The organism is Pseudomonas guariconensis (assembly GCF_900102675.1).
Lineage (GTDB): Bacteria > Pseudomonadota > Gammaproteobacteria > Pseudomonadales > Pseudomonadaceae > Aquipseudomonas > Aquipseudomonas guariconensis.
This window is the reverse complement of sequence record NZ_FMYX01000007.1, coordinates 164,732-189,837: the sequence shown is the minus strand read 5'-3', so window position 1 is coordinate 189,837 and position 25,106 is coordinate 164,732. Positions and strand designations below refer to the sequence as shown.

20 protein-coding genes and 2 pseudogenes are annotated in these 25,106 nt (G+C 64.7%); 8 read left to right on the top strand and 14 right to left on the bottom strand.

Annotated features, from left to right (window positions below; genetic code table 11):
* The first annotated feature begins 176 nt into the window (after positions 1-176).
* Positions 177-398, top strand: a complete 222-nt coding sequence (locus tag BLS27_RS13875) for a DUF3820 family protein (protein WP_070577002.1) — start codon at positions 177-179, stop codon at positions 396-398.
* A 39-nt stretch (positions 399-437) separates the two neighbouring features.
* On the opposite strand, the gene BLS27_RS13870 is transcribed toward BLS27_RS13875, so the two are convergent.
* From BLS27_RS13870 to ptsP, 3 genes are read right to left on the bottom strand one after another with little or no spacing between them, the layout of a single operon-like run.
* Complete coding sequence (locus BLS27_RS13870) at positions 438-2,174, bottom strand: PTS fructose-like transporter subunit IIB (protein WP_090345243.1); 1,737 nt, start codon at positions 2,172-2,174, stop codon at positions 438-440.
* Positions 2,171-3,121, bottom strand: coding sequence for a 1-phosphofructokinase (gene pfkB / locus BLS27_RS13865; RefSeq protein WP_090345241.1), 951 nt, complete (start codon positions 3,119-3,121; stop codon positions 2,171-2,173). The genes BLS27_RS13870 and pfkB overlap by 4 nt, the downstream gene beginning before the upstream one ends.
* A 1-nt stretch (position 3,122) precedes the next feature.
* On the bottom strand, positions 3,123-5,975 hold the full coding sequence (ptsP, locus tag BLS27_RS13860) for a phosphoenolpyruvate--protein phosphotransferase (protein ID WP_090345239.1): 2,853 nt from the start codon (positions 5,973-5,975) through the stop codon (positions 3,123-3,125).
* A gap of 287 nt (positions 5,976-6,262) precedes the next feature.
* Here ptsP and cra point away from each other — a divergent pair, with 287 nt between their 5' ends.
* Both cra and BLS27_RS13850 read left to right on the top strand, forming a co-directional pair.
* The gene (gene cra, locus BLS27_RS13855) at positions 6,263-7,258 is read left to right on the top strand and encodes a catabolite repressor/activator (RefSeq protein ID WP_043208001.1); all 996 of its coding nucleotides are present in this window, start codon (positions 6,263-6,265) and stop codon (positions 7,256-7,258) included.
* Between the two features lie 2 nt (positions 7,259-7,260).
* Positions 7,261-8,037, top strand: coding sequence for a TatD family hydrolase (locus BLS27_RS13850; RefSeq protein ID WP_043207999.1), 777 nt, complete (start codon positions 7,261-7,263; stop codon positions 8,035-8,037).
* Positions 8,038-8,091: 54 nt separating this feature from the next.
* On the opposite strand, the gene BLS27_RS24250 is transcribed toward BLS27_RS13850, so the two are convergent.
* From BLS27_RS24250 to BLS27_RS13830, 4 genes are all read right to left on the bottom strand, one after another.
* Positions 8,092-8,796: a methyl-accepting chemotaxis protein gene (locus BLS27_RS24250; protein ID WP_414628450.1), complete on the bottom strand. Its 705-nt coding sequence runs from the start codon at positions 8,794-8,796 to the stop codon at positions 8,092-8,094.
* Between the two features lie 1,473 nt (positions 8,797-10,269).
* Positions 10,270-11,100 carry a regulatory signaling modulator protein AmpE gene (ampE, locus tag BLS27_RS13840; protein WP_090345237.1) on the bottom strand — a complete coding sequence of 277 codons (831 nt, stop codon included), beginning with the start codon at positions 11,098-11,100 and terminating at the stop codon, positions 10,270-10,272.
* Positions 11,097-11,663 (bottom strand): 1,6-anhydro-N-acetylmuramyl-L-alanine amidase AmpD, encoded by a 567-nt coding sequence (gene ampD / locus BLS27_RS13835; protein WP_043207993.1) that lies wholly within the window; start codon positions 11,661-11,663, stop codon positions 11,097-11,099. Before ampD ends, ampE begins: the two co-directional genes overlap by 4 nt.
* Positions 11,664-11,739: 76 nt before the next feature.
* Complete coding sequence (locus tag BLS27_RS13830) at positions 11,740-13,908, bottom strand: DUF1631 domain-containing protein (protein WP_090345235.1); 2,169 nt, start codon at positions 13,906-13,908, stop codon at positions 11,740-11,742.
* A 236-nt stretch (positions 13,909-14,144) separates the two neighbouring features.
* On the opposite strand from BLS27_RS13830, the gene nadC reads away from it, so the two are divergent.
* Positions 14,145-14,993, top strand: coding sequence for a carboxylating nicotinate-nucleotide diphosphorylase (nadC, locus tag BLS27_RS13825; RefSeq protein ID WP_043207989.1), 849 nt, complete (start codon positions 14,145-14,147; stop codon positions 14,991-14,993).
* A gap of 83 nt (positions 14,994-15,076) precedes the next feature.
* On the opposite strand, the gene trxB is transcribed toward nadC, so the two are convergent.
* A complete protein-coding gene (trxB, locus tag BLS27_RS13820) occupies positions 15,077-16,039 on the bottom strand; it encodes a thioredoxin-disulfide reductase (RefSeq protein ID WP_043213848.1) in 963 nt (320 codons plus the stop codon).
* 327 nt (positions 16,040-16,366) lie between these two features.
* Between trxB and cysZ the strand changes: the two genes are divergently transcribed.
* Entirely contained in the window at positions 16,367-17,095 is a 729-nt protein-coding gene (cysZ, locus tag BLS27_RS13815; protein ID WP_043213846.1) for a sulfate transporter CysZ, read from the top strand.
* Positions 17,096-17,155: 60 nt separating this feature from the next.
* Here cysZ and BLS27_RS24245 read toward each other — a convergent pair.
* Positions 17,156-17,569: pseudogene (locus BLS27_RS24245) on the bottom strand (methyl-accepting chemotaxis protein); the annotation flags it as partial.
* A gap of 180 nt (positions 17,570-17,749) precedes the next feature.
* Positions 17,750-18,382, bottom strand: a pseudogene (locus BLS27_RS24240) (PAS domain-containing protein); the annotation flags it as partial.
* 269 nt (positions 18,383-18,651) lie between these two features.
* On the opposite strand from BLS27_RS24240, the gene BLS27_RS13805 reads away from it, so the two are divergent.
* Positions 18,652-19,869 (top strand): glycosyltransferase family 4 protein, encoded by a 1,218-nt coding sequence (locus tag BLS27_RS13805; protein WP_090345231.1) that lies wholly within the window; start codon positions 18,652-18,654, stop codon positions 19,867-19,869.
* 177 nt (positions 19,870-20,046) lie between these two features.
* On the opposite strand, the gene BLS27_RS13800 is transcribed toward BLS27_RS13805, so the two are convergent.
* A complete protein-coding gene (locus tag BLS27_RS13800; protein ID WP_043213841.1) occupies positions 20,047-20,529 on the bottom strand; it encodes a glutathione peroxidase in 483 nt (160 codons plus the stop codon).
* Between the two features lie 147 nt (positions 20,530-20,676).
* Positions 20,677-21,162: an FKBP-type peptidyl-prolyl cis-trans isomerase gene (locus BLS27_RS13795; protein WP_070576981.1), complete on the bottom strand. Its 486-nt coding sequence runs from the start codon at positions 21,160-21,162 to the stop codon at positions 20,677-20,679.
* Between BLS27_RS13795 and BLS27_RS13790 the strand changes: the two genes are divergently transcribed.
* On the top strand, positions 21,161-21,463 hold the full coding sequence (locus tag BLS27_RS13790; RefSeq protein WP_043213835.1) for a DUF3565 domain-containing protein: 303 nt from the start codon (positions 21,161-21,163) through the stop codon (positions 21,461-21,463). The two genes, BLS27_RS13795 and BLS27_RS13790, sit on opposite strands and share 2 nt — an antisense overlap.
* Before the next feature lie 31 nt (positions 21,464-21,494).
* Positions 21,495-23,585 (top strand): phosphate acetyltransferase, encoded by a 2,091-nt coding sequence (gene pta, locus BLS27_RS13785; RefSeq protein WP_043213833.1) that lies wholly within the window; start codon positions 21,495-21,497, stop codon positions 23,583-23,585.
* 46 nt (positions 23,586-23,631) lie between these two features.
* Here the strand turns inward: pta and BLS27_RS13780 are convergent, their stop codons facing one another.
* Together BLS27_RS13780 and BLS27_RS13775 are read right to left on the bottom strand one after the other, a co-directional pair.
* Complete coding sequence (locus tag BLS27_RS13780) at positions 23,632-24,351, bottom strand: YiaD family glycine zipper/OmpA-like lipoprotein (protein ID WP_043213831.1); 720 nt, start codon at positions 24,349-24,351, stop codon at positions 23,632-23,634.
* A gap of 95 nt (positions 24,352-24,446) precedes the next feature.
* Positions 24,447-25,091 carry an MBL fold metallo-hydrolase gene (locus BLS27_RS13775; RefSeq protein WP_043213829.1) on the bottom strand — a complete coding sequence of 215 codons (645 nt, stop codon included), beginning with the start codon at positions 25,089-25,091 and terminating at the stop codon, positions 24,447-24,449.
* Between the last annotated feature and the right edge of the window lie 15 nt (positions 25,092-25,106).

The following is a 25,106-nucleotide window of genomic DNA, read 5'->3' as shown; positions in this document are numbered from 1 at the left end:
TAGTCACTTGGAATGGAGCAGGCATCGTGCCAAATCGACAAAAAGGATAATTCTTCGTTAATTCAATGAGTTACGAAACCGTGGAGCAACACCTTGGGCGGCGTTCTGCATGATCGCCGCTTGGGTGTTCGTGCAGTTTGCAGTATGGTCGGCGCTTTGTTCGGTAAGGGCTGGCGATGAAACCTGAAACCCTGCAGCTGCTGGTCACCCGCACCATGCCCTTTGGCAAGTACCAAGGTCGCCTGATCGCCGACCTGCCCGGCGACTATCTGGCATGGTTCGCCCGCAAGGGCTTCCCGCCTGGCGAGTTGGGTGGACTGCTGGCGTTGATGCATGAGATCGACCACAACGGGCTGGGTGAACTGCTGACGCCGTTGCGCCAGAAACACCGCCGCTGAATCGCCTGGGGCCGCGCTACGACCTCAGGCTCGCTTTCCTCAGCCCTTGGCCGGCGCCACCGCCAATTCCACACGCTCACCTTTCTTGATCAGTGCATACACCACCGCCGTCAGCAGGCTGCCCGCCAGGATCGCCAGCAGGTAAAGCAACGCATGGTTGATCGCGTTGGGGATCAGCAGCACGAACAGCCCGCCATGGGGCGCCATCAGCTTGCAGCCAAAGTACATCGACAGCGCCCCGGTCAGCGCGCCGCCCGCGACACTGGCCGGGATCACCCGCAGCGGGTCCTTGGCGGCAAACGGAATCGCGCCCTCGGAGATGAAGCACAGCCCCAGGGCCAATGCCGCCTTGCCCGCCTCGCGCTCGCTCTGGGCGAACTTGCGCCGGGCCAGGAAGCTGGCGATGCCCAGGCCGATCGGCGGCACCATCCCGGCGGCCATGGTCGCCGCCATCGGTGCATAGCTGGACGAGGCCAGCAGCCCCACCGAGAAGGCGTAGGCCGCCTTGTTGATCGGACCGCCCAGATCCACGCACATCATGCCGCCCAGCAACAGCCCAAGCAGAATGGCGTTGGTGGTGCCCATGCTGTCGAGAAAGCGCGTCAGGCCTTCGAGCATCGCCGCTACTGGCTGGCCGACCACGTAGATCATCACCAAACCGGTGAACAGACTGGCCAATAGCGGAATGATCAGGATCGGCTTAAGCGCCTCGAGGCTGCTCGGCAGACGCGCCCAGCGGCTGATGGCCTTGGCGCTGTAGCCGGCCAGGAAGCCTGCGATGATGCCGCCGATGAAGCCCGCCCCCAATGTGCTGGCAAGCAGACCACCGATCATGCCCGGCGCCAGCCCGGGGCGGTCGGCGATGGACCAGGCGATATAGCCGGCCAGCAGGGGCACCATCAGCTTGAATGCCGCCTCGCCGCCGATCTGCATCAAGGCCGCTGGCAAGGTGCCAGGCTCCTTGTAGGCCTCGATGCCGAAGACGAACGACAAGGCGATCAACAGGCCACCGGCCACCACCATCGGCAGCATGAATGACACGCCGGTAAGCAGGTGTTTGTAGACGCCGCTCTTCTCGCTTTTCTTCACGGTCTCTGCGGCAGCCTCCACCCCTACCTCGACCTTGCCTTCGGCCAGGGCCTTGTCGAGGATGGTGCGCGCCTGCTTCAACGCGATGCCAGTACCGCAGCGGTAGATGCGTTTGCCGGCAAAGCGCGCCGTGGGCACTTCGATGTCGGCGGCCAGCAATACCACATCGGCGTCGGCGATGGCCTCGGCTGAGAGCGGATTGCGCGCCCCTACCGAGCCTTGGGTTTCCACCGTCAATTGATAGCCCAAGTCCTTGGCTGCCTGTTGCAACGCTTCGGCGGCCATGAAGGTGTGGGCCACACCGGTGGGGCAGGCAGTGACAGCAACGACCCTCGGCAGCGTACCGTTCGCCGTGGGCACCGCAGGCGTCTGCGCCTCCAGCACTTGGGCCTGGGCCGCCGCCTCATCCAGGAAACGCTCCCGATCGGCCAGGGCCTGGGCCGGTGTGCTGCGGTAGACCCGCTTGCCGACGAAGCGCTCCAGATCCACAGGGCCAGTGCTGACCACCAGTACCCAGTCGGCCTCGGCGATCTGCGCCGGACTCAAGCGCCCCTCGGCACGTTCGACATCCTGCACCTCGACCACGGGGTTCCAGCCGCGTTGCCGGGCGGCAGCCGCCAGCAAGCGCGCGCTCAGAACGCTGGACACCTGGCCGTTGGGGCAGGCGGTGATGATGGCGATGTTCATCGGCAACCCTCTTGTTGTTCTGTCAGTTGCACAGCGTTTTCCAGGCGCGCCAGCTGTTCGCGATCGCGAATCCCAAAGCCGACCTGAGTGACCGCCTGAGCGGCGATGGCCGTGGCCCGGCGTAGCGTGTGCTCGCGCGGCTCATCCAGCAGCAGGCCATGGACCATGCCCGCGACCAACGAATCACCAGCGCCGACAGTGCTGGCCACCTGCACCTTCGGCGGTCGCCCATGCAGGGGTGGCCGATCTTGGGCAAACCAGCTCAGGCCCTGCTCGCCTTGGGACACCACCACGTGCTCGACGCCGCTGGCCAGCAGCCGCTCGGCAGCCAGGCGCTGGGCTTGCGCAGTGTCCACCTTGGCGCCGAGCGCCTCGCCCAGTTCCTCGGTGTTGGGCTTGACCAGCCAGGGCCCGACCTGCAGGCCGACACGCAAGGCTTCGCCGCTGGTGTCCAGGGCAATCTTCAAACCCTGCTGCTTCAGTTGCAGCAGTAGCTGATGGAACCACTGCGCATCGACACCTCGGGGCAGACTGCCGGCCACCACCACAGCATCGTGCCCCGCCGCCACCTGTTCCAAGCGACGAAGCAGGGCAACACGGGCCGCCTCGTCAACTTCCGGCCCTTGACCGTTGATATCGGTGACCCGGCCATCGGCCTCGACCAGCTTGATGTTGCTACGGGTCTCGCCCGGCACCCGGACAAAGCAGTCGGCAAAGCCGCGCCAGGCGATCAGCGCCTCGAACGGCTCGATATTGTCGCGCCCCAGAAAGCCGCCCACAGTCACGCTGTGGCCCAGGTCGGCCAGGACCTGGGCAACGTTCAGCCCCTTGCCCGCGGCATGGCTGTGCTGGCTGTGGCTGCGATTGACATGGCCGGGGCGCAGGGTGTCCAGGCTGATGGTGATGTCGAGCGCCGGGTTCAGGGTAAGGGTGAGGATCTTGGCCATTTCAATAACGCTCCACCAGCGCCCGGACCGCCGCGGCGCTGTCTTGTTGCAAGGCCTCGCGCGCCAGGGCGCGTGCCGTCTGGTGATCGGCCTGGCGGACCAGCGCCTTGACTTCGGCAATGCTGCGGGCCGCGACGCTCAGCTCGTCCACATCCAGGCCCAGCAGCACCGCGACCGCCTGCGGGTCCGCCGCCAGCTCGCCGCACACACCCACCCATTTGCCTTGGGCGTGGGCGGCACGCACGGTCACGTCGATCAGTTGCAGCACCGCCGGGTGCAGGCCGTCGGCCTGGGCCGAAAGGCTCGGATGGCCACGGTCGATGGCCAGGGTGTACTGGGTCAGGTCGTTGGTGCCAATACTGAAGAAATCCACTTCGCGCGCCAGTTGCGGTGCCAGCAGCGCCGCTGACGGCACCTCGACCATGATGCCCACTTGCAGGTCAGCCACCGGGATTTGCGCACGCAGGCGATCAACCATGGCCTTGGCCTCGCGCCATTCATGCACCTGTCCGACCATCGGGAACATGATGCGCAGGGGGCGGTCATCGGCTGCCTGCAGCAAGGCGCGCAGCTGGGCTTCCATTATCTGGGGACGCTGCAGGGTCAGGCGCACGCCGCGAACCCCCAGGAAGGGATTCTCCTCGGCGTCGATCGGCCAGTACGGCAGCGGTTTGTCGCCCCCCACATCCAGCGTGCGCACCACCAGGGGCCGCCCGCCCAGGCCATCGAGCACGCGGCGGTATTCAGCCTCCTGGGTGGCGATATCAGGTGCCTGGGGGTGGGCCATGAAGATCAGTTCGGTGCGCAGCAGGCCGACGCCTTCGGCGCCCTGCTCCACCACCTTGTCGATCCCCGTGCTCTCGCCGATGTTGGCGAACACTTCGACCGCATGGCCATCGCGGGTCACCGCCGGCTCGTGACGCTTGGCCCAGGCGGCCTGCAGGCGTTGCTCGCGCAGATCGCGCTCGGCCAGGGCCCGCTGCAGGTCATTGGCCGCCGGCGCCACGCTGACCCGGCCACGCTGGCCATCGAGCAACAACGGCGTGCCGGCCTCCAGCAACAGAATGGCGGCACCGGCCCCCACCACCGCCGGGATGCCCAGCGCGCGGGCAACGATTGCGCTGTGGGCCGTGGCACCGCCTTGGGCAGTGACGATACCGGCGACCCGGGCCGGGTCCAGGCGGGCCACATCCGACGGGCCCACCTCGGCCATCACCAGCACGTAGGGCTGCTCAGGTTCGACGATGTCCTGGACACCGCACAGTTGCGCCAGCACTCGCCGGCCGATATCACGCAGATCCGCAGCACGCTCGGCCAGCAGGGTGTCGTGCAACGCCTCCTGCTGACGCGCCGCGCCGTCGATCACCGCCATCCAGGCAGCCGCCGCGCTCTCGCCTTGGGCCAGGCGCTGCTCGACTTCATCGCTCAGGCCCGGGTCGGCGAGCATTTCCTGGTGGGTGACGAATATCTCGCCGATCGTGGGGTCACTACGCTCCACCAGGGCCTGCAGCTCGGCATTCACCACCGCCAGCGCATCGCGCAGCTTATGCCGCTCTTGGGCAGGCGACTCGCCGCGTAGCGGGTAGTCGATCTGGCGCTCTACCTGCACAAAAGCCGGGCCACTGGCGATGCCCGGCGCAGCGCCGACACCCTGCACGACGCTTCCGGCCGCCGGCGCCTGGAGCGTCTGCACAGGCTCTTGGACACTTGGCGAGGCCGTTTCAGGCAGCGCTTCCACCACCTCGCCCAGGCCTTGCTCGATGGCCGCCAGCAAGACCGGCAGGGCATCGTTGGCAATACTGGGTTCGGCGATGAGCTCCAGCGTCTGGCCGCGCCGGGCCCCAAGGCTGAGCAGCTTGCTCAGGCTCTTGAGCGACACTGCCGGCTCGACGCTGTCCTGCAGGCGGACACGCAACTCGCCCTCGAAACCTTTGGCCAGCTGGGCCAGCACCTTGGCTGGGCGCGCATGCAAACCGTGGGGATTGGCCAGCACCACGCAAACGCTCGGCCAATCGGCCGGGGCCTCTCCACCGAGCACCTGCAGCACGGCGCGGCTGTTGGGCGCTTGGTAGAGCATTTGCCCACGGCCTTCGATCAGCACTTCACACAGGCGCTCGAGCAAAGCTTGATGAGCGACACCCAGGCTCGCCAGACAGAACAGGCCGTTGAGCGGCTGGTCACGGTAGCGCAGCGGTTGCTGCGGCGTGACGAAGGCCAGGCCTGGCTGACGCACAAGGCGCTCGCTGTGCAGCCACCACAATCCCTCACCCAGGGGCAGCGGCTCGGCCTGTTGCAGCACGTTGGCAAACCCGGCATCGACGCAGCCGGCACGTTGCAGCAGCCGCGCGCCACGCCAGGCCAGCTCGTCGAAGTCTTCGGCGGCCAGGCCCAGCCCCACCAGTTGCGCGTCCAGCGCCAGGGCCTGGGGTGCGCCTTGCAACAGCTTGAGCAACGCCTCAGCGCTGGAGGCACGGCGCAGGGCCTCGGCCAGGTCGGTCTCGCCCAGGGCACGGGTCAGCAATTGCAGCAGGCGCAGGTGCTCGTCGGACCGGGCGGCAATGCCGATGGCCAGGTAAACGATCTGACCGTCCCCCCAGTCCACCCCCTCGGGAAACTGCAACAGGCGCACGCCGGTGGCGAAGACTTGGTCGCGGGTCTGCGGCGTGCCGTGGGGGATGGCGATACCCTGGCCAAGGAATGTCGAGCCTTGCGCCTCGCGGTCCAGGAGCCCTTGCAGGTAACCTTCGGCGACCAGGCCATCGGCGACCAGCCGATCGGCCAGAAGGCGCAGCGCCTCGGCCTTGTCGGCAGCCACCTGGTCCATAGCGATCTGCTCCTGAGCGAGCTCCAGCATGACCTTCTCCTTTTGCAGCCCCCCGGGGCGGGGACCTGAGGTATTGTTGTGAATTCCACGAATCGGGTCTGTTCAACGGTCTTGCGCAGACGGTACACGGGGCAGAAAATTTGCCTGCTGAATCGTTTAACCTGACCAGGTGGCCACGTTACTCGATAATCTTCCGACGAAAAAGCCCCATCCTGTCGGACAATTGCGACAATGGTCGCCTGCCCAAGGCCCCGGCGCCAGGTGAAACTACCCGGTCCGGCCTCGCAGGCAGCCCCGGTAATAACAAGGAAAATTCGGTGAAACTCAGCGATATCGCCCGTCTGGCCGGTGTGTCCGTGACCACCGCCAGCTACGTCATCAATGGCAAGGCCGAACAACAGCGCATCAGCAACAGCACCGTCGAGCGCGTGCGTGCGGTGGTCGAGGCCCACGGCTTCACGCCCAACCCCCAGGCCGCCGGCCTGCGCAGCCGGCACACCCGCACCCTGGGCTTCATTCTCCCGGATCTGGAGAACCCCAGCTACGCCCGCATTGCCAAGCAACTCGAACAGGGTGCCCGCGCCCGCGGCTACCAGTTGCTGATCGCCAGCAGCGATGACCAGCCCGACAGCGAACGCCAGTTGCAGCAGCTGTTCCGCGCCCGTCGTTGCGATGCGCTGTTCGTCGCCAGTTGCCTGCCGCCTGATGACGAAAGCTATCGTGAGCTGCAGGACAAAGGCCTACCGGTCATCGCCATCGACCGGCGGATGGCACCGGAATACTTCTGCTCAGTGATCAGCGACGACCGCGACGCCAGCCGCCAGCTGGCCCAAAGCCTTCTGGATACCCGCCCAGACACCATCGCCCTGATCGGCGCACGCCCGGAGCTGTCGGTCAGCCAGGCCCGTGCTGGCGGTTTCGACGAAGCCCTGCAACCGTTCACCGGCCAGGTGCGCCGCTACCAGGGCGAAGCCTTCAGCCGCGAGTGTGGCCAGCGCCTGATGCAGCAACTGATCGAGGACTTCGGCGGCCTGCCCGACGCCTTGGTGACCACCTCCTACGTGTTGCTCCAGGGCGTGTTCGATACCCTGCAGACGCGCCCGGCCGACTCGCGCCAGCTGCAACTGGGTACTTTCGGCGACAACCAGTTGCTGGACTTCCTGCCCTTGCCGGTCAATGCCATGGCCCAGCAGCACGGCCTTATCGCGGCCACCGCCTTGGAACTGGCCCTGGCCGCGATCGAGGACAAGCGCTACGAGCCCGGCGTGCATGCGGTAGCCCGGACCTTCAAGCAACGCATCAACGCAGGCTGACCATGCGCCTGATCGACACCCATACCCATCTGGACTTCCCCGACTTCGACGCCGACCGCGACCGCCTGCTGACCAACGCGGCGGCTCGAGGCGTGGAGCGCATGGTGGTGCTGGGGGTGTATCAGGCCAATTGGCAACGGGTGTGGGATCTGGTCTGTGGCGAACAGCGGCTGTTCGCGGCCTTGGGCCTGCATCCGGTGTACCTCGACCAGCACCGCCCCGAGCACCTGGCACAACTGCGCGCCTGGCTCGAACGTCTGCGCGGCGACCCGCGTCTGTGTGCGGTGGGTGAGTTCGGCCTGGACTATTACCTGCCGGAACTGGACAAGGAACGCCAGCAAGCGTTGTTCGAGGCGCAGTTGCAACTAGCCTGCGACTTCGACCTGCCCGCCCTGCTGCACGTACGCCGCAGCCATGCCCAGGTGATCGCCACCCTCAAGCGCTATAAGCCTGCGCGCGCCGGTATCATCCACGCCTTCGCCGGCAGCTATGAAGAAGCGCGCGAATACATCAAGCTCGGCTTCAGGCTGGGCCTGGGCGGCGCGGCCACCTGGCCTCAAGCCCTGCGCCTGCGCAAGACCTTGCCCCGGTTGCCGCTGGAAAGCGTGGTGCTTGAGACCGACGCCCCGGACATGGCACCGGTGATGTTCCCCGGAGAACGCAACAGCCCGGAACATCTCCCGGAAATCGCCCACGCACTGGCCGAGGTGATGGGCATAGACGCCGAGCGCCTGGCTCAGATCAGCAGCCGCAATGCCTGTGAGCTGTTCGGCTGGTAAGCCATCGCAGGCCCATCCGCGGGTAAACCCGCGAAGAAGTCGCCACGAATCAGCCTAGACGCGGAACGCGCCGATCAGTCGCTTGAGCTCGTCCACCTGGTTCGACAACGCCCGGCTGGCCTGTTCGGTCTGGCAGGCGCCTTGGGTGGTGTCCTGGGCAGCGCGGTTGATTGCCACGATATTCAGGTCGATGTCATGGGCCACCGCGGTCTGCTGCTCGACGGCCGCGGCGATCTGCTGGTTCTGCGCGACGATGCCGCCCACCGCACCAAGGATGTTGCCCAGCGCCTGTTGCACCTGACGTGCTTCGTCCACCGTCCCCGCCGCCATCTGGTGGCTGCTGCCCATGGCCGTGACCGCCGCGTCGACGCCCGCCTGCAGGCGCTGGATCATCTGGGCGATCTCCTCAGTGGAGTCCTGGGTGCGGCGCGCCAGGGTGCGTACCTCATCGGCCACCACGGCAAAGCCCCTGCCCTGCTCGCCGGCCCGAGCCGCCTCGATGGCGGCGTTGAGCGCCAGCAGGTTGGTCTGCTCGGCGATGCTGCGGATCACCTCCAGCACCCGGCCGATGGCCTGGCTGTCACCGGCCAGCTGGTTGACCGCAACCACGCTCTGGTCAATCTCCCCGGCCAGGCGGGTGATGCTGTCCTGCTGGTTTTCCACCAGGCCACGGCCGGTGGCGCTCTCGCGATTGACCTGTTGCGCGCCTTCGGCGGCCAGGGCTGCACTGCGGGCGACCTCCTGGGAGGTGGCGCTCATCTGGTTCATGGCGGTGGCCACTTGTTCGATCTGCTCACGCTGGCCACTGACCGCCTGGTTGCTGCGCACCGACACCTCCAGCACCTGCCCGGCTTGCTCCTCGACCGTCGAGACAGTCCGCCCCACCTGATCGATCAGCTCGCGAATGCGCAACACCGTTTGGTTGAAGCCTTGGCCCAGCTCGCCGAGCTCGTCGCGGCTGTGGGCCTTGAAACTCACGGTCATGTCGCCGGCTGCGACCTTGTCCATGGCCGCGCCCAGATTGCCCAAGGTTTGGCGGATGGACACATAGAAGCCGCTGTCCAGATAGATGATCAGGGCAAATACCGCCAGCAGCGCAGCGACCAGCGCGATCATGCGCAGGCGGTGCTCGTCCAGGCGATCCTGCAGTTGCACCTGAAGATGGGAGAGAATGGCGTCGTTGAGGCGGTAGGTCTGCACCATCAGGTCGCTGACCTGCTGATAGAACCCAAGCCACGGCGCGTCCAGGGTTTCGGCCATCACCACACGGTCTTCGAACAAGGTCGCGGCCTGTTTCACCGTTGCCTGGCTGGCTTCGGCCAGCGCGGCCAAGGCGGTCCTTGCGCGCGGGTCAGCGGCCAGTGCGTCGTCCAGGCGAATGCCGTAGTCGGCAGACAGCCGCTCCAAGCGTTGCAACAAGTCTTCGAAGCGGGCACTGCCGGCCGAATCGATGAAGCCACGGCCCAACGCCATGGCCCCCAATGCCCGCCCTTCGCCCAGGGTCTGGGTTACCTGACCGGTGGCACTGCCCAGCAGCTCGCTCAGATGCCGCACCGAGGCCTGGTGGTCCTGGTCCAGCCCGGATTGACTGGCCACCTGTTTGGTCAGGACCTGGGCCTGAACCAACAGCTTGTCGAACAGAGCCGCCTTGCTTTGCAGGGAGGACTCGTTGCGCGCGCGGGTGAAGATTTCGCTCAGCTCTTCTCGTCGGGCCTGTAGCTGCGGGTCGCTCGTGGGTATCGCCTCAAGCCCCGCGGCGACCTTGTCCTCAAGGGCGCCGATACGCTGCTCCACGTCGCCGGCCTGTCCCGACTGGCCCAACAGGGCGTTGATCTGCAACAGGTTGCCCAGGGTTTCCAGATCGCTACGCAGGGTCAGGGCGCCAGCCAGGGGCCCCAAGCCCTGCAGCTCGACGCCGGTGGCGTGGAATTCGTCGTAGACGTCGCGCACCAGGTAGAAGCTGGTGACCAGCATGGGGACGAAGAACAAAGTGCTGATCAAGCTGAACTTCAAGCCGAAGCTCAGCCGGTCCATCAGGGCGATGGCCGGATAGAGCAAACGCTTCATGCGCATCTCCTTGGATTCTTTTTATTCTGCGAGGTAGCACAAGGCCATTAACGGCCAGGGGACTTGTATAACGCAGATCGAACCCAAGGTTTGTAATTTAAGGTTAAGCACTGCTTGCGTAGGCCTGGCTCGCTCGATACCAGGCCGACAAGCCGAAGCACGCACTCAGACCAATACCGTCCACAGCGCAAAGCAGGCATACCACAGCACCGCGCAACGCAGCAGCAGCTCCCAGAGGCTGTCCAGACGACCGAGCCCCCGCTGGGTGTCTTCTTCCTCAGGCGCGCTGTCCGCCACGCGTCCGACCCGCGCCACCAGATGCCCCGCACTGATGTGCCAGTTGAGCAGTTCATGCAGCATCACCCGCACCACGGCGACAAAGTTGCCTACCAGGGCAAAGCTCAGGGCCAGCACCCGCACCGGCAACCAGTCCAGGGCATGGCGCAGCTGCTCGGCGCGCTCCTTGAGTGCCGGTTGGCGGCTGTTCTCTACACTCAGCGCCAGCAGCCGATAGGCCAAGGCCGCGCCCGGGCCGAGCAGGAAGTACCAGAAGATCACCGCGAAAAAGCTCTGGTAGGCCTGCCACAGCAAATGCCCCTGCACCCGCACCAACAAGCTAGGGGCATCGTCGGCGGCCAGGCCCAGATCCCGCTCGGCCACATGCAGCGCGGCTTGGTCATCGGCCCGGCGCCAGGCATCTCGAAACGGCCCCAGGGATGCCTTGATGTCGCCACGCCCGAGGCTGTAGATCAGCACCAGCAGGTGCACTGGCAAGGCCAGCAGGCCGTAAGCCACAGGCTCCAGCACGTGCAGCAACAGCACCAGCAACACTACGGGCGCCAGCACCAGGATGGCCAGCGTCCACCAGGGATGCACCTTGCCGCTGCGCTCCAGACGTACCAGCTCGCCGATGAAGAACCCGTCACGCTGCAACCGCTGGCGCAGGGCCGAGAACTTCTCGAACCAGAGCACCAACACCAACACTAGAAAGCTCATGCGTCGTCCTCACTGCACTGCAGGGCCGCCCGGTAGCGGCACCAATCGAAAGCCGGGCCCGGGTCGGTCTTGCGCTCCGGGGCGATGTCGCTGTGACCGCAGATACGTCCGAGGTCGATCACAGGCCACGCGCCGCGAATCTGCTCGGTCAGTTGTTTCAAGGTCTGGTACTGGGCGTCGGTGTAGGGCAAATCATCGGTGCCCTCCAGCTCGATACCAATGGAAAAATCGTTGCAACCCTCGCGCTCGCCGAAGCGCGAAACACCGGCATGCCAGGCACGGTCCAGCAAAGAGACGAACTGGGTCACCGCCCCGTCCCGCTCGATGAACAAGTGCGCTGAGACGGTCAAATGGCAGATGCTTTCGAAGTAGGGGTGCTCGGCGGGATCGAGCCGGTTCTGGAAGAACTGCTGGACCTTGCCGGTGCCGAAACAGGCCGGAGGCAGGCTGATGTTGTGGATAACCAACAGGGAGATGGCTTCGCCTTCAGGGCGCGCGTTGAAATTCGGCGAGGGGCAGTGGGTGACGCCGGAGAACCAGCCAGTCGCACGGTCCAATTGCATGGAGCAGTTCCTGAAATCGCCAGGGAGGAGCCGCCAGTATGCCCCGCGTCCGGCAGGCTTGCATGTAAATGATTGTTCAGCGCGTCTGCTGGCTGCGCAATCGTTCCAGCACAGCGTCCAGCGCGCGCTCGAACAAAAGACCGTCGTCGAGCAGACGAACCTCACCACGCCGCAGGGCCTGGACCAGTCCGGCGCAGCTCCACTCCCGCACCTTCATGCCGGTACGATTGGCGAAGACATAGCGGTCGCTGCTGTCGATCACCGCCACCAACTTGCAGCGCAGGGGCTCATCGTCATCCATCACTTCTACCCAGGCACCGATGCGCAGCCGCCGCACCTGTCCCAGTTCAGGGCTTTGTCCATCCAGACGCAGCAACGGACCACAGGCCGATTCATCGGCCACCGCCAGAATGATCTGCTCGGCCACCAAGACCTCATCCAGGTCAGGCGCGCCGTCGGTGGATGAAACGTCACCGCCAGCAAAGGCGCGCAGGTGCAACTGCTCCAGTCGCAGGAAGAACTCCCGGGTCGCGGCGGCTTCGGTGACCACCCCGGCCAATCCGTCGCGCAGGTTCTTGAGCAGCACCGGCACCTGTTGCAACAAGCGCTCCCGCGCCTGTGGATCTCGGTGCGGGGCGATGCTGGCCAGCAGGGCATCGACTGTGTCCAGGCCATCGCGCCAGGCGCTGGAGACTTCGCCCTCCCTGAGCCAGGCCAGCAGCAAGACCTGGCTCCAACCATGCACCAGCATGTGTACCACCGCGTGCGGCAGCACCCGACCTTGTAGGCGCAAGTTCAGTGCCTGCTGTACCCGTTGCCGGGCTTGCAGCGCCCGGGCGCGCCCCTCTTCGGCGTCACGGGTGCGCTGTTCGAGCAGTTCGTTGCGCCGCCGCTCTTCCTGGTTGAACGCGAGAAAATCCTCGAGCAGATCGGCGAACACGCGGGAATCGTCAGTGAAGTCGTTGAGCAGGCGTTGGATCACCCGCTCCACGCGCAGATGCAAGCTGTCGCGCACGCCCTCGCTGCCGCTTTCCCAGCCGATCGCGGCGGCGGCAATCTCGTTGAGCAGACGCCGGGCAGGATGACTGGCACGGCTGAACAGGCCTTTATCGAGCAAGGCGACCTTGAGCAGTGGAATGTGCAAGCGAGCGATCAACCCGCGCAGGGATACAGGCAAGTTGTTGTCGGCCTGGATGAAGTCGAACAGCAGGCCGACCAGATTGAGGGTGTCTTCGTCAGCCGTGTCGATCCGGCGGCGCGTGCCGCTGCGCACGCTCACCCGCAGCAGCAACTGCTCCAACTGCTGGCCAAGCGAGAAGTCATCCGCCTCGCAGGTGGCCGGTACATAGTGCTGAAGATGCGACAGCAGGCGCAGCAGGTCGGCGGTGCTGATCGGCTGGGCGCTGGCGACCTGCTGCACACGCGGCGCGATTCGGCCTCGGATCGGGGCCAGCAGTGCCTGTACGGAATCGAAGAACGCCTGGCCTGCGCCATCGAGATCCGGCGCTTCGTCGCGCGCCAGCTCGGCTGACAGGCGTTGGACGGATTGGCGACGATCGTCGGCACGACGGCGCGGTGTCGGCTTGAGTTCAGGCAGCACACCGGCGTCGGCCAGCAACTGGTTGGCTTGATCGTACAACTGATCGAGGTCGCGCAACACGTAGCGTTCGAACAGCTTGAGCAGGACCAGCTTGACCCTGCGGGTAACGCCTTGGCTGCGCGCGGCCTCCAGGAAATAACCGCACAAACGGTCCGGCCCCAGGGGGTTGTCCGGCGCCGCCGCAGCGTTGCCGAGCAGGGCTTGCAGGCGCAACGCCAGGTGTTCCAAAGCAAGACCATCGCGCGAAAGCACCCGGGCGACCATGGTTTCGAGGACGGCGGTGCGTGCCAACTGCGCCGAACCGAGCGGGTCCTCGCTGAGGGTGAATGCCGAGGCTTCGACCTGCCCTACCTGGGCAAAGCGGTCATAGAAAGTGTCGAGAAAGCCGCGCTCGATGCTCTTTCGCTTCAGACGCAGGTCGCGCATGGCTTCGAAGTACAGGTTCTGCTCGAAACGATCAGGAGCCTTGTCGGCCATTTCGAAGAGCGTGTCGTCAGCATTGTCGAACAATGCCTGCAGCCCTTGGCGCAGCTGCAATGCAGCCTGGTCGCGCACTTGCAGAAGCGGCACCGGGAGGCACGAGGGCGCATGAGCCCCGCGATCGATGGCGACCGCCAAAGGCACCACCTTGCCTTCTTTCTGCATCCCGGACTCCTTGTGGGTGTTTTCGTTGGCGCGATGCCAGTCAAAACCATGACGCCAAATACTGGGCGCATTATCGGTAAAAATTCCGATAGCTACTAGAGCGTTCTTCACACGCCAGCAACTGACACTCCATTCGCCACAATGCTCAGCCGTCCCGACCAAAGGTCAGTCCCGTTGCCGCTGTACACGCCGCCCCCCTGCCCTATAATCGCCGCACCTAGCTTGTGGAGCCGACCATGCCGAACCTACGCCTCGCCGACCTGACCGCCGAAATCGAAGCCAACGTGCGCCGCGCGCTGCTCGAAGACATCGGCAGTGGCGACATCACCGCCCAGCTGATTCCGGCCGAGCGCCTGGCCAAGGCAACCATCATCACCCGTGAGGACTGCACCATCGCCGGTACCGCCTGGGTCGATGCGGTGTTCCGCCAGCTCGACCCGCGGGTCGCGGTGCATTGGCAGGTGTCCGATGGCGATCGGGCCACGCCCAACCAGGCGCTGTTCCACCTCGAAGGCCCGGCACGCTCGCTGCTCAGCGGCGAACGCACGGCGCTGAACTTCCTGCAAATGCTGTCGGGTGTGGCGACCCGGGCGCGCTTTCTCGCGGACTTGGTACAGGGCACCCAGGTGCGCCTGCTCGACACCCGCAAGACCCTCCCCGGCCTGCGTCTGGCGCAGAAGTACGCAGTCACCTGCGGCGGCTGTCACAACCACCGCATCGGCCTGTACGACGCGTTCCTGATCAAGGAAAACCATATCGCCGCCAGCGGCGGGGTGGCCGAGGCCGTCAACGCAGCGCACCGCATCGCGCCGGGCAAGCCTGTGGAAATCGAGGTCGAAAGCCTGGACGAGCTGCGCCAGGCCTTGGCGGCCGGCGCCGACATCATCATGCTCGATGAACTCACCCTCGATGAAATGCGCGAAGCCGTGCGCATCACCGCTGGCAAGGCCAAGCTCGAGGCCAGCGGCGGCGTGAACGAAAGCACGCTGCGGGTGATCGCCGAGACCGGCGTGGACTACATTTCCATCGGCGCCATGACCAAGGACGTGAAGGCGGTGGACCTGTCGATGCGCCTTAGCCTGTAAGGCTCTTTCAAGACACAAAAAAACCGGCCATCAGGCCGGTTTTTTTGTAGGGGGCCAAAGCCCCGGTGGACGCTGGCGAATCCTTAGAACGAAGCGTTCGCCAGGCCGTCCAGGTAACGCTCCACGTCCAGTGCAGCCATGCAGCCGGCACCGGCGGAGGTGATCGCCTGGCGGTAGACGTGGTCGGCCACGTCGCCAGCCGCGAACACGCCTTCGACGTTGGTGGCGGTAGCGTTGCCTTCACGGCCGCCGTTGACCACCAGGTAGCCGTCCTTGAGGGTCAGCTGGCCTTCGAACAGCGAGGTGTTCGGGGTGTGGCCAATGGCGATGAACACGCCGTCGACCTTGATTTCGTCGCTGCTACCGTCGTTGTTCTTCAGGCGCGCACCGGTCACCCCCATGTCGTCACCGAGCACTTCATCCAGGGTGGCGTTGAGCTTGAGCTCGATCTTGCCTTCGGCCACACGGGCGTGCAGCTTGTCGACCAGAATCTTCTCGGCGCGGAAGGTGTCGCGGCGGTGGACCAGCGTCACCTTGCTGGCGATGTTGGCCAGGTACAGGGCTTCTTCCACGGCGGTGTTGCCACCACCCACCACGGCAACCGGCTTGTTGCGGTAGAAGAAACCGTCGCAGGTTGCGCAGGCCGAAACGCCTTTGCCCATGAAAGTCTCTTCCGACGGCAGCCCCAGGTAGCGAGCGCTGGCACCGGTGGCGATGATCAGGGCGTCGCAGGTGTAGGTGCCGCTGTCGCCGCGCAGGGTGAACGGCTTGTTGGCCAGGTCCACGGCATTGATGTGGTCGAAGACGATCTCGGTCTCGAAGCGCTCGGCATGCTCCTGCATGCGCTGCATCAGGGCCGGGCCGGTCAGGCCGTGGGGGTCGCCCGGCCAGTTGTCGACTTCGGTGGTGGTGGTCAGCTGACCGCCGGCCTGCATGCCGGTGATCAGCAGCGGCTTCAAGTTGGCACGGGCGGCATAGACCGCTGCGCTGTAACCGGCCGGGCCGGAACCGAGGATGATGACGCGCGAATGACGTACTTCAGACATGTCGAACTCCTGTCGAGACGGCCGCTGGGCCGGCGTCGGGGCACCGGCAGTGCCGGCTGGAATGAAAAGGGACCTACGCAGCGCTTGGGGAAGCCTATGACGCGCAGATCCGAAACCAAAAAGTTGAGCGCACTGTAGCGAGGTCGCAGAGATTAAGGAAATATCCTTCGACAATCCACCTTATAGGCTGCCTCTATCTCCCGACCGAACCGATAGAAAATCTTCCCTCGCTTTTGTTACAGCCCGTTGCTCCCGCACCAGGCGGCTTTCGTCGAGGCCTCAAACTCGGTAAGGTCAGCGCGTTTTCCCCTGATCCGGAGCGTCTCGATGCAAGCCCCTGTCCTCTCTGGCCCACAGTACCTGCGCGAAGGGCTGAAACTGGTCATGAGCCCCAGCCTGCGCCTGTTCGTGCTGCTGCCGCTGACAGTCAACCTGTTGCTGTTCGGCGGGCTGATCTACTTCGCAGGGCATCAGTTCAGCCTGTGGGTCGATACCCTGATGCCCACCCTGCCGAGCTGGCTGAGCTTTCTGACCTACATTCTGTGGCCACTGTTCGTCGCCTTGGTGATCCTCATGGTGTTCTTCACCTTCACCCTGGTGGCCAACGTCATCGCCGCGCCCTTCAATGGGTTTCTGGCCGAAAAGGTCGAGGTGGTGGTCCGCGGGCAGGATAACTTCCCCGCATTCAGCTGGGGCGAGTTGATCGCCATGGTGCCACGCACCTTCGGCCGTGAAATGCGCAAGCTAGGCTACTTTCTGCCACGGGCCATCGGCCTGTTCATCCTGTCTTTGATCCCGGTGGTCAACGTGGTGGCCGCCCCGTTGTGGCTGATCTTCGGGGTCTGGATGATGGCCATCCAGTACATCGACTACCCGGCGGACAACAACAAGATGAGCTGGCAGGACATGCTCGCTTGGCTGCGCGAAAAGCGCTGGCAGTCACTGGGCTTTGGCGGCATCACCTACCTGGCGCTGATGATCCCGCTGGTGAACGTGGTGATGATGCCAGCCGCCGTGGCGGGCGCGACCTTGTTCTGGGTACGCGAGCGCAGCTGACCTCGCGAGGGGGCGTACTGCGCCCCCTTCGCGGCTAACCCCGCCCCACGGTGCGGGGCATCAATGATTCAGCTGGTTGGAAAACTGCCCTACCGCATCCACCACCTTCTTCGCCCCGTCCTGGATTTCGACGATCACGCTGCCGGTTTCGGCAGCCAGGGTCAGGCCTTGCTCGGCCTGGCGCTTGCTGGTGTCGATGATGTCCACCGCCGCCTGAGCCAATTGTTCGTTCTGCTGCACTACCTTGGCGATCTCGTCGGTGGCGGTGCTGGTGCGCGAGGCGAGCTGGCGCACTTCGTCGGCGACCACGGCGAACCCGCGTCCCTGCTCCCCCGCGCGCGCCGCTTCGATGGCGGCGTTGAGCGCGAGCAGGTTGGTCTGCCCGGCAATGTCACTGATGGTCTTGATGATCGAGCCGATCACCCGGGACTGGGTGTCCAGCGCCTGGATGCCCTGGGCGGCATCCTGCATGGAGCTTTCCAGACCGCGCATGACATCGACGGTCTGGGTGACCACCTCAGTGGCCTTGCGGGCACTGGCGTCGGTACCCAGCGAGGTGTTGTAGGCGATGTCCGCAGCCTGGGCGACGGCGATTTCCTGGTTGACTTGGTCGGTGATCACGGTGGCGAATTTGACCACTTTGTAGAGCACGTCATGGGCATCGATTATCGGGTTATAGGAAGCTTCCAGCCACACGGTCCGGCCATGGGCATCGACACGCTTGAAACGGTCGGCAACGAATTCGCCCCGGCGCAGCTTGTCCCAGAACGCCTGGTAAGCCGGCGAATTGGCCTCTTCCGGTTCGCAGAACATGCGGTGTGGTTTGCCACGCACTTGCTCCAGGGTGTAACCCATCGCGTTGAGGAAGCGGTCGTTGGCGGTGAGCACTTCGCCTTGCAGGTTGAACTCGATCAGGGCGGTGGAGCGCATCAAGGCCTTGATCAGGCTCTCGTGCTCGCGGGAGGCCTCGATGGTGCGGGTCAAGTCGCTCGAATGCATGCTGAAATGCTTGATCCGCCCATCGCTGCTCTTGACCGGCTGCAGGATCGAGCGCAGCCAGGCTTCCTCGCCGTTGCCGCGTAGCAGGCGGAACGCGCCGTTGAGGTGTTCGCCACGGGTGATGGCGCCTTTCATGCGGTGATAGAAGTCCAGCTCCTTCACATGAGGCGGCACGATTTCTTCGAGGTTGCGCCCAATCAACTGCCCGGCGCTGTACAGCATCTCCTTTTCGAAGTTGCTGTTGACCGACTCGATGCGCCCGTGGGGGTCGAGCTGAAGCACCAACATCTCGCTGTCCAGGCTGCTTTTGACTTGCTCGACGGACATCAGGTCCTCGCGCAGCTGTTGGATTTCTTTCTTGAGTTTGCTGTTGAACATGACCGCTCTCCCGGAGCGCACCTCGAGTGTCGAATACATCTGCATCGGCTGGTCCTGGGGGATTCTTGAGCACCCCAAAGGGGAAATTTCCAAGCATTTTTCCCTTCAAAAAAATGGCGTCACCCGGCCGTCACAATGACGTCACAGAACCGCAACGCGGCGGGTGGAAACTTTTTGTCATGAATAGACCGCCCCTACGTATCACCCTTGTCAGCGAGACGTTTCCACCCGAGATCAACGGCGTGGCCAATACCCTCGGACGCCTCATCGAAGGGCTGCGCCAACGTGGTCATCAGGTCGAGCTGGTGCGCCCAAGACAGGCCAGCGACACCTCGCAGCGTGAAGGGGATGATCTGCTGCTCTGCCGGGGCTGGCCACTGCCGGGTTACCCAGGCCTGCAATGGGGCGAGATCACCAAGCGCACACTGCTGCGCCGCTGGCGCAAGCACCGCCCGGACGTGCTCTACATCGCCACCGAAGGGCCGCTGGGCCTCAGCGCACTGCGTGCGGCGCGGCAGTTGGGGGTTGCGGTGGTCAGCGGCTTTCATACCAATTTCCAACAATATTCGCGGCAGTACGGCCTGGGCCTGCTGACGCGCCTGCTCACTCATTACCTGCGCTGGTTTCACCGGCGCACCGCCATCACCCTGGTGCCGAGCGCGAGCCAGCGCCTGGAGCTGGAGCGCCGTGGTTTCGAGCGCCTAGCGCTCATGGCCCGCGGCGTCGACGCCTGCCTGTTCAATCCGGCCCGGCGCAGCCAGGCGCTGCGCGAGCGCTGGGGCCTGGGCGCGGACGACATTGCCGTGCTGCACGTGGGGCGGCTGGCCGCAGAGAAGAACCTAGGGCTGCTTGCACCGTGCATGGAGGCCTTGCGCAAGGCTTATCCACAGCGCCGCATGCGCCTGGTCATCGTCGGCGACGGCCCCCAGCGCGAAACGCTCGAACAGCAGTTGCCCGATGCCGTGTTCTGTGGCGCCCAACGGGGCGAGGTATTGGCCGAGCACTATGCCAGCGGTGACTTGTTCCTGTTTCCGAGTCTGACCGAAACCTTCGGCAACGTTGTTCTCGAGGCCCTCGCCTCGGGCTTGGCGGTGGTTGCCTATGACGAAGCAGCGGCCGCCCAGCACATCCGCCACGGGCACAGCGGCGCGTTGGCAATGCCGGGCGACCAGGCGGCGTTCATCGACGCGGCCTGCTGGCTGATGGAAGAGCAGGAAACCTTGCGCACGGTACGTCTGAATGCCCGCCAGCACGCCAGTCGCCAGGGCTGGCCGGCGATCGTCGAGCAGTTCGAAGGGTACCTGGCTAGTGCTTGTCGCCAGGCAGGAATGATGAACACTCAGGCTGTAAAGACAGATCTGGCGATCAAGCGAGGCTCGACCACACCGCGCAGCTGAGCGCTCGTCGGACTCAAAACGGTGGTCCATTCGCGAGTAAACCCGCTCTCACAGGCCTGCGCCGGCCTTCAGGCTGGCAGAGCCCCTGGGGGAGCGGGTTTACCCGCGAATGGACTGCGCAGTAGGGCCGCCGTTGTTTGGCGACTCGCAGGACTGAAGCCCCGAATCAAATAGGACTCAGGCCAGCGCCTTCTCGATCGCCTGGACCACCGTCGGGTCATCCGGTGTGGTACGCGGTGCGAAACGAGCCAGGACCCGGCCATCCTTGCCGACCAGGAATTTTTCGAAGTTCCAGGTGATATCCCCGGGGAATTCAGCCCCCTCACCCGCCAGCAGGCGGTACAGCGAATGACGCTGCGGCCCGTTGACTTCGAGCTTGGCCCCCAACGGGAAGCTCACGCCGTAGTTGAGGCTGCAGAACGCCTGGATTTCCTCCTCGCTGCCCGGCTCTTGCCCGGCGAACTGGTTGCAAGGCAAACCGAGGACGTTGAAGCCTTTGTCCTTGTAATCCTGGTACAGGTTCTCCAGGGCTTTGTATTGCGGTGTCAAACCACACTTGGAGGCGACATTGACCACCAACACCACCTGGCCCTTGAACGGTGCAAGGGGCAGATCCTCGCCGTTCAGCGCCTTCAACGTCAGGTCGTGAAATGCACTCATGATGACTCCCCTCTCAGGTTCCCGGTTGTCGCAGGGGCGAAAGGCGCCCACTAAAAAGGCGCGCGGCCAAACCGTCCACACCTTCCCCAAGGAAGGCAAGTCGGCTTGCCCGAGCGCCTGGCGACTCTCTGAGCTTAGCGCAGAAAATCAGTGGTGATGGCCACCTTCACCGTGGATGTGGCGGTGAGCGATTTCTTCGTCGCTGGCGTCACGCACATTGACCACCTTGACCTTGAAGTTCAGGCGCTGGCCGGCCAGCGGGTGGTTGCCGTCGACAGTGATGTCGTCGCCGTCGATGTCGCGGATGGTGACGATCTGCATCTGGCCGTCCGGTGCCGAAGCGTGGAACTGCATGCCCACTTCCAGTTGATCGACGCCTTCGAACAGGCTGCGGTTGAGGGTGCTGACCAGTTCGGCCAGGTACTCGCCGTAGGCCTCTTCAGGCTCGACGCTGACGTTCAGTTCGTCGCCGGCCTGCTTGCCTTCCAGGGCTTTTTCCAGGCCTGGAATGATGTTGGAGGCACCGTGCAGGTACACCAGCGGAGCACCGCCGGCGGAACTGTCGATGACCTCCCCGGCGTCGTTGGTCAGGGTATAGTCGATGGAGACAGCCTTGTTGGCGGCAATCAGCATGGGGCAAGACCTTTTGCAAAAGAATGTAGAGCGAATAAGTGTAACCAAGGCATCGCCCGATTGCGAACGCCCCTCGGACATTGAGCGCCCCGTCAGTCGGGTGACTGGGTTTCACCAGGACGAAGACGGCCACTGGGTGGTTGAGCTTTCCTGTGGCCATACCCAGCACCTGCGCCACCAACCGCCCTGGCAGGCCAGGCCCTGGGTGCTCGATGCCCAAGAGCGCGAACGGCGCATCGGCCAGGTATTTGCCTGCGGCTGGTGCGCCCAGGGTACCGATAGCGATACCCTTGGCCGTTGATCCCTTGCACCGCTTATTTCGAGAAGCACGCATGCAGACATTTTTCATCGCGCCGACAGATTTTGGTGTCGGCCTGACATCCATCAGCCTCGGCCTGGTCCGCACCCTCGAGCGCGGCGGCCTGAAGGTCGGCTTCTTCAAGCCGATCGCCCAGCACCACCCTGGCGACACAGGCCCGGAGCGCTCCAGCGAACTGGTCGCCCGCACCCACGGCATCCGCCCGCCCACACCCCTGAGCCTGGCCCAGGTCGAGCGCATGCTCGGCGATGGCCAGTTGGACGAGTTGCTCGAGGAAATCATCCGCCTGTACCAGCAGGCGTGCATCGGCAACGACGTGGTGGTGGTCGAGGGCATGGTGCCCACCCGCCATGCCAGCTACGCGGCCCGGGTCAACCTGCACCTGGCCAAGAGCCTGGACGCCGAGGTGATCCTGGTGTCGGCACCGGAAAACGAAGTACTCAGCGAGCTGTCCGGCCGTGTCGAACTGCAGGCCCAGCTGTTCGGTGGTCCGCGCGATCCGAAGGTGCTCGGCGTGGTCCTGAACAAGGTTCGCACCGAAGAGAGCATGGCCGACTTCGCCACCCGCCTGCGCGAACACTCGCCCCTGCTGCGCGGCGATGACTTCCGCCTGCTCGGCTGCATCCCCTACCAGGCCGAGCTCAATGCCCCACGGACCCGCGATGTGGCCGAGCTGCTAGGCGCCCAAGTGCTCAATGCCGGCGACTACGAGCAGCGGCGCATGAACACCATCATCATCTGCGCCCGCACCGTGGCCAACACCGTGCCGCTGCTCAAGCCGGGCACGTTGGTGGTGACGCCGGGTGACCGCGACGACATCATCCTCGCGGTGAGCCTGGCGGCGATCAATGGGGTCCCGCTGGCGGGCCTGCTGCTGACCAGCGACAGCAAGCCGGACCCTCGCATCCTGGAACTGTGCCGCGGCGCCCTGCAGGCCGGCCTGCCGATCCTGTCGGTGAGCACCGGTTCCTACGACACCGCCAATCGCCTCAACTCACTCAACCGCGAAATCCCAGTCGATGATCGCGAACGCGCCGAGTTCATCACCGACTTCGTCGCCAGCCACCTGGATGCCGCCTGGCTGCATCAGCGTTGTGGCACACCACGCGAGTTGCGCCTGTCACCGGCGGTGTTCCGCTACCAGTTGATCCAGCGCGCCCAGCAGGCCAACAAGCGCATCGTCCTGCCCGAAGGCGCCGAGCCGCTGCTGGTGCAGGCCGCCGCCATCTGCCAGGCGCGGGGCATCGCCCGTTGCGTGCTGCTGGCCAAGCCCGAGGACGTCCAGGCGGTCGCCCGCGCCCAGGGCATCACCCTGCCACCGGATCTCGAGGTGCTCGATCCGGAGTTGATCCGCGGCCGCTACGTCCAGCCCATGGTCGAGCTGCGCAAGAGCCGGAATCTCAACGCTCCCATGGCCGAACAGCAACTGGAAGATCCAGTGGTGATCGGCACCATGATGCTGGCGCTCGACGAGGTCGACGGGCTGGTGTCAGGGCTGGTCCATTCGACTGCCAATACCATCCGCCCTGCCCTGCAATTGATCAAGACCGCACCCGGCAGCAGCCTGGTGTCGTCGGTGTTCTTCATGCTCTTCCCCGAGCAGGTGCTGGTCTACGGCGACTGCGTGATGAACCCGCACCCCAGCGCTGCGGAACTGGCCGAGATTGCCAGGCAGAGTGCCGAATCGGCCCAGGCCTTCGGCATTGCCCCACGCGTGGCGATGCTCAGCTACTCCAGCGATTCGGCCGCCAGCGACGAGGAAGTGGAGAAGGTACGTGAGGCCACCCGCCTGGCGCAGCAGGCCGAGCACGATCTGGTGATAGACGGCCCGTTGCAGTACGACGCCGCCGCCAACCCCGAAATCGCTCGTCAGCTGGCTCCGGCAAGCCCTGTGGCCGGGCGGGCGACAGTGTTCGTCTTCCCGGACCTGAACACCGGCAACACCACGCACAAGGCCGTGCAACGCAGCGCCGACTGCGTCAGCCTCGGCCCGATGCTTCAAGGGTTGCGCAAGCCGGTGAACGACCTGCCACGCGGGGCTCAGGTAGACGATATCGTCCACACCATCGCCTTGACCGCGATTCAGGCCAGTACCGTGCGCTGAAATGAACAGGGGCCGCTATGCGGCCCCTGTCATGTGGGTCTGACGCTTACGGGTACTGCTGGACAGTGCCCTGCTGATCGTACTGCTGACCCGGAATCGGCTTGAGGTTGACCTCTACACGACGGTTCTGCGCACGGCCATTGGCGTCGGCGTTGCTGGCGATCGGCTGGTCCGGGCCCATGCCGCGCACGCTGACGCGGGACGGGTCGACGCCCTGGGAAGTCAGATAGCTGCTGACGGCCTGGGCGCGACGCTGGGACAGGTCCATGTTGTGCTGGCGGCTGCCGGTGCTGTCGGTGAAGCCGACCACCTCGATGGTGTTCTGGTTGAACTGCTTGAACGAGTTGGCCAGGTTGTTCAGCGGCGAGTAGAAGCTTGGGGAGATGTTCGCCGAATCGGTGGCGAAGGTGATGTTGCCCGGCATGATCAGCTTGATCTGGTCGCCTTGGCGCTGCACTTCGACACCGGTATTGGCCATCTTGGCGCGCAGCTCGGCTTCCTGTTTGTCGGCATAGTAACCATAGCCAGCAGCGGCGGCGCCCACTGCGGCGGCGCCGATCAGCGCGCCCTTGCCACGGTTGTTGTGATCGATGGCAGCGCCGGCGATGGCACCGGCCAGCGCGCCCAGGCCACCATACTTGGCGGTCTTGCTCATCCCGGTGGAGCCCTGCGCCTGGCCCTGGCTGTCATAGGGGTTCTGGCCGGCACAGCCGGTCATCAGGGCAGCAGCGGTAGCGACGATAATCAGACGACGCATGGTGAACATGGACAAGCTCCTACAGAAATTCGAAAGTGCAAAAGGTCGTGGATGGCCCTATGCCAGCCTTGGACCGAAGCGAGGCGGAATAATTCCGTGAAACCTCACGCCCGCACGAAAGGATTTTCGCGCATTTCGTCGCCAAGACGAGTATCCGGGCCATGGCCGGTCACCACCACCGCTTCCTCGTCCAGGCGATAGAGCCGCTCCTTGATGGAACGGACGATCGCCCGCTGATCCCCACCCCACAAATCGGTGCGACCGATTCCCCGGCGGAACAACGTATCACCTGCGATCAGCAGCTTGGCATCGGCGAACCAGAAGCTCATCGAGCCCGGTGTGTGTCCCGGCGTATGCAAAGCCACACCGCAGCCACAGGCCAGTTCCTCGTCGTCTCCCAACCAGCGGTCCGGTGGCGGCACCGGCGTGTAGGGCACGCCGAACATCTGGCATTGCATCTGAAGGTTGTCCCACAAAGGCTGGTCGTCCTTGTGCAGATGCAAGGTCGCGCCAGTCAGTTCCTTGAGTTTGCCCGAGGCGAGGAAGTGATCGAAGTGGGCATGGGTGTGGATGATGCTCACCAATGTCAGGCCATGGGCCTGCAGGCGGGCGAGAATCTTTTCCGGATCGCCCCCCGGGTCGACCACGATTGCCTTCTTGCTGATCGGATCGCCGATCAGAGTGCAGTTGCACTGCAACGGGCCGACGGGGAAGGTTTCCCGAATGAGGCTGGGAGATTGGGGATTCATGTGCGTTTGGTCCTG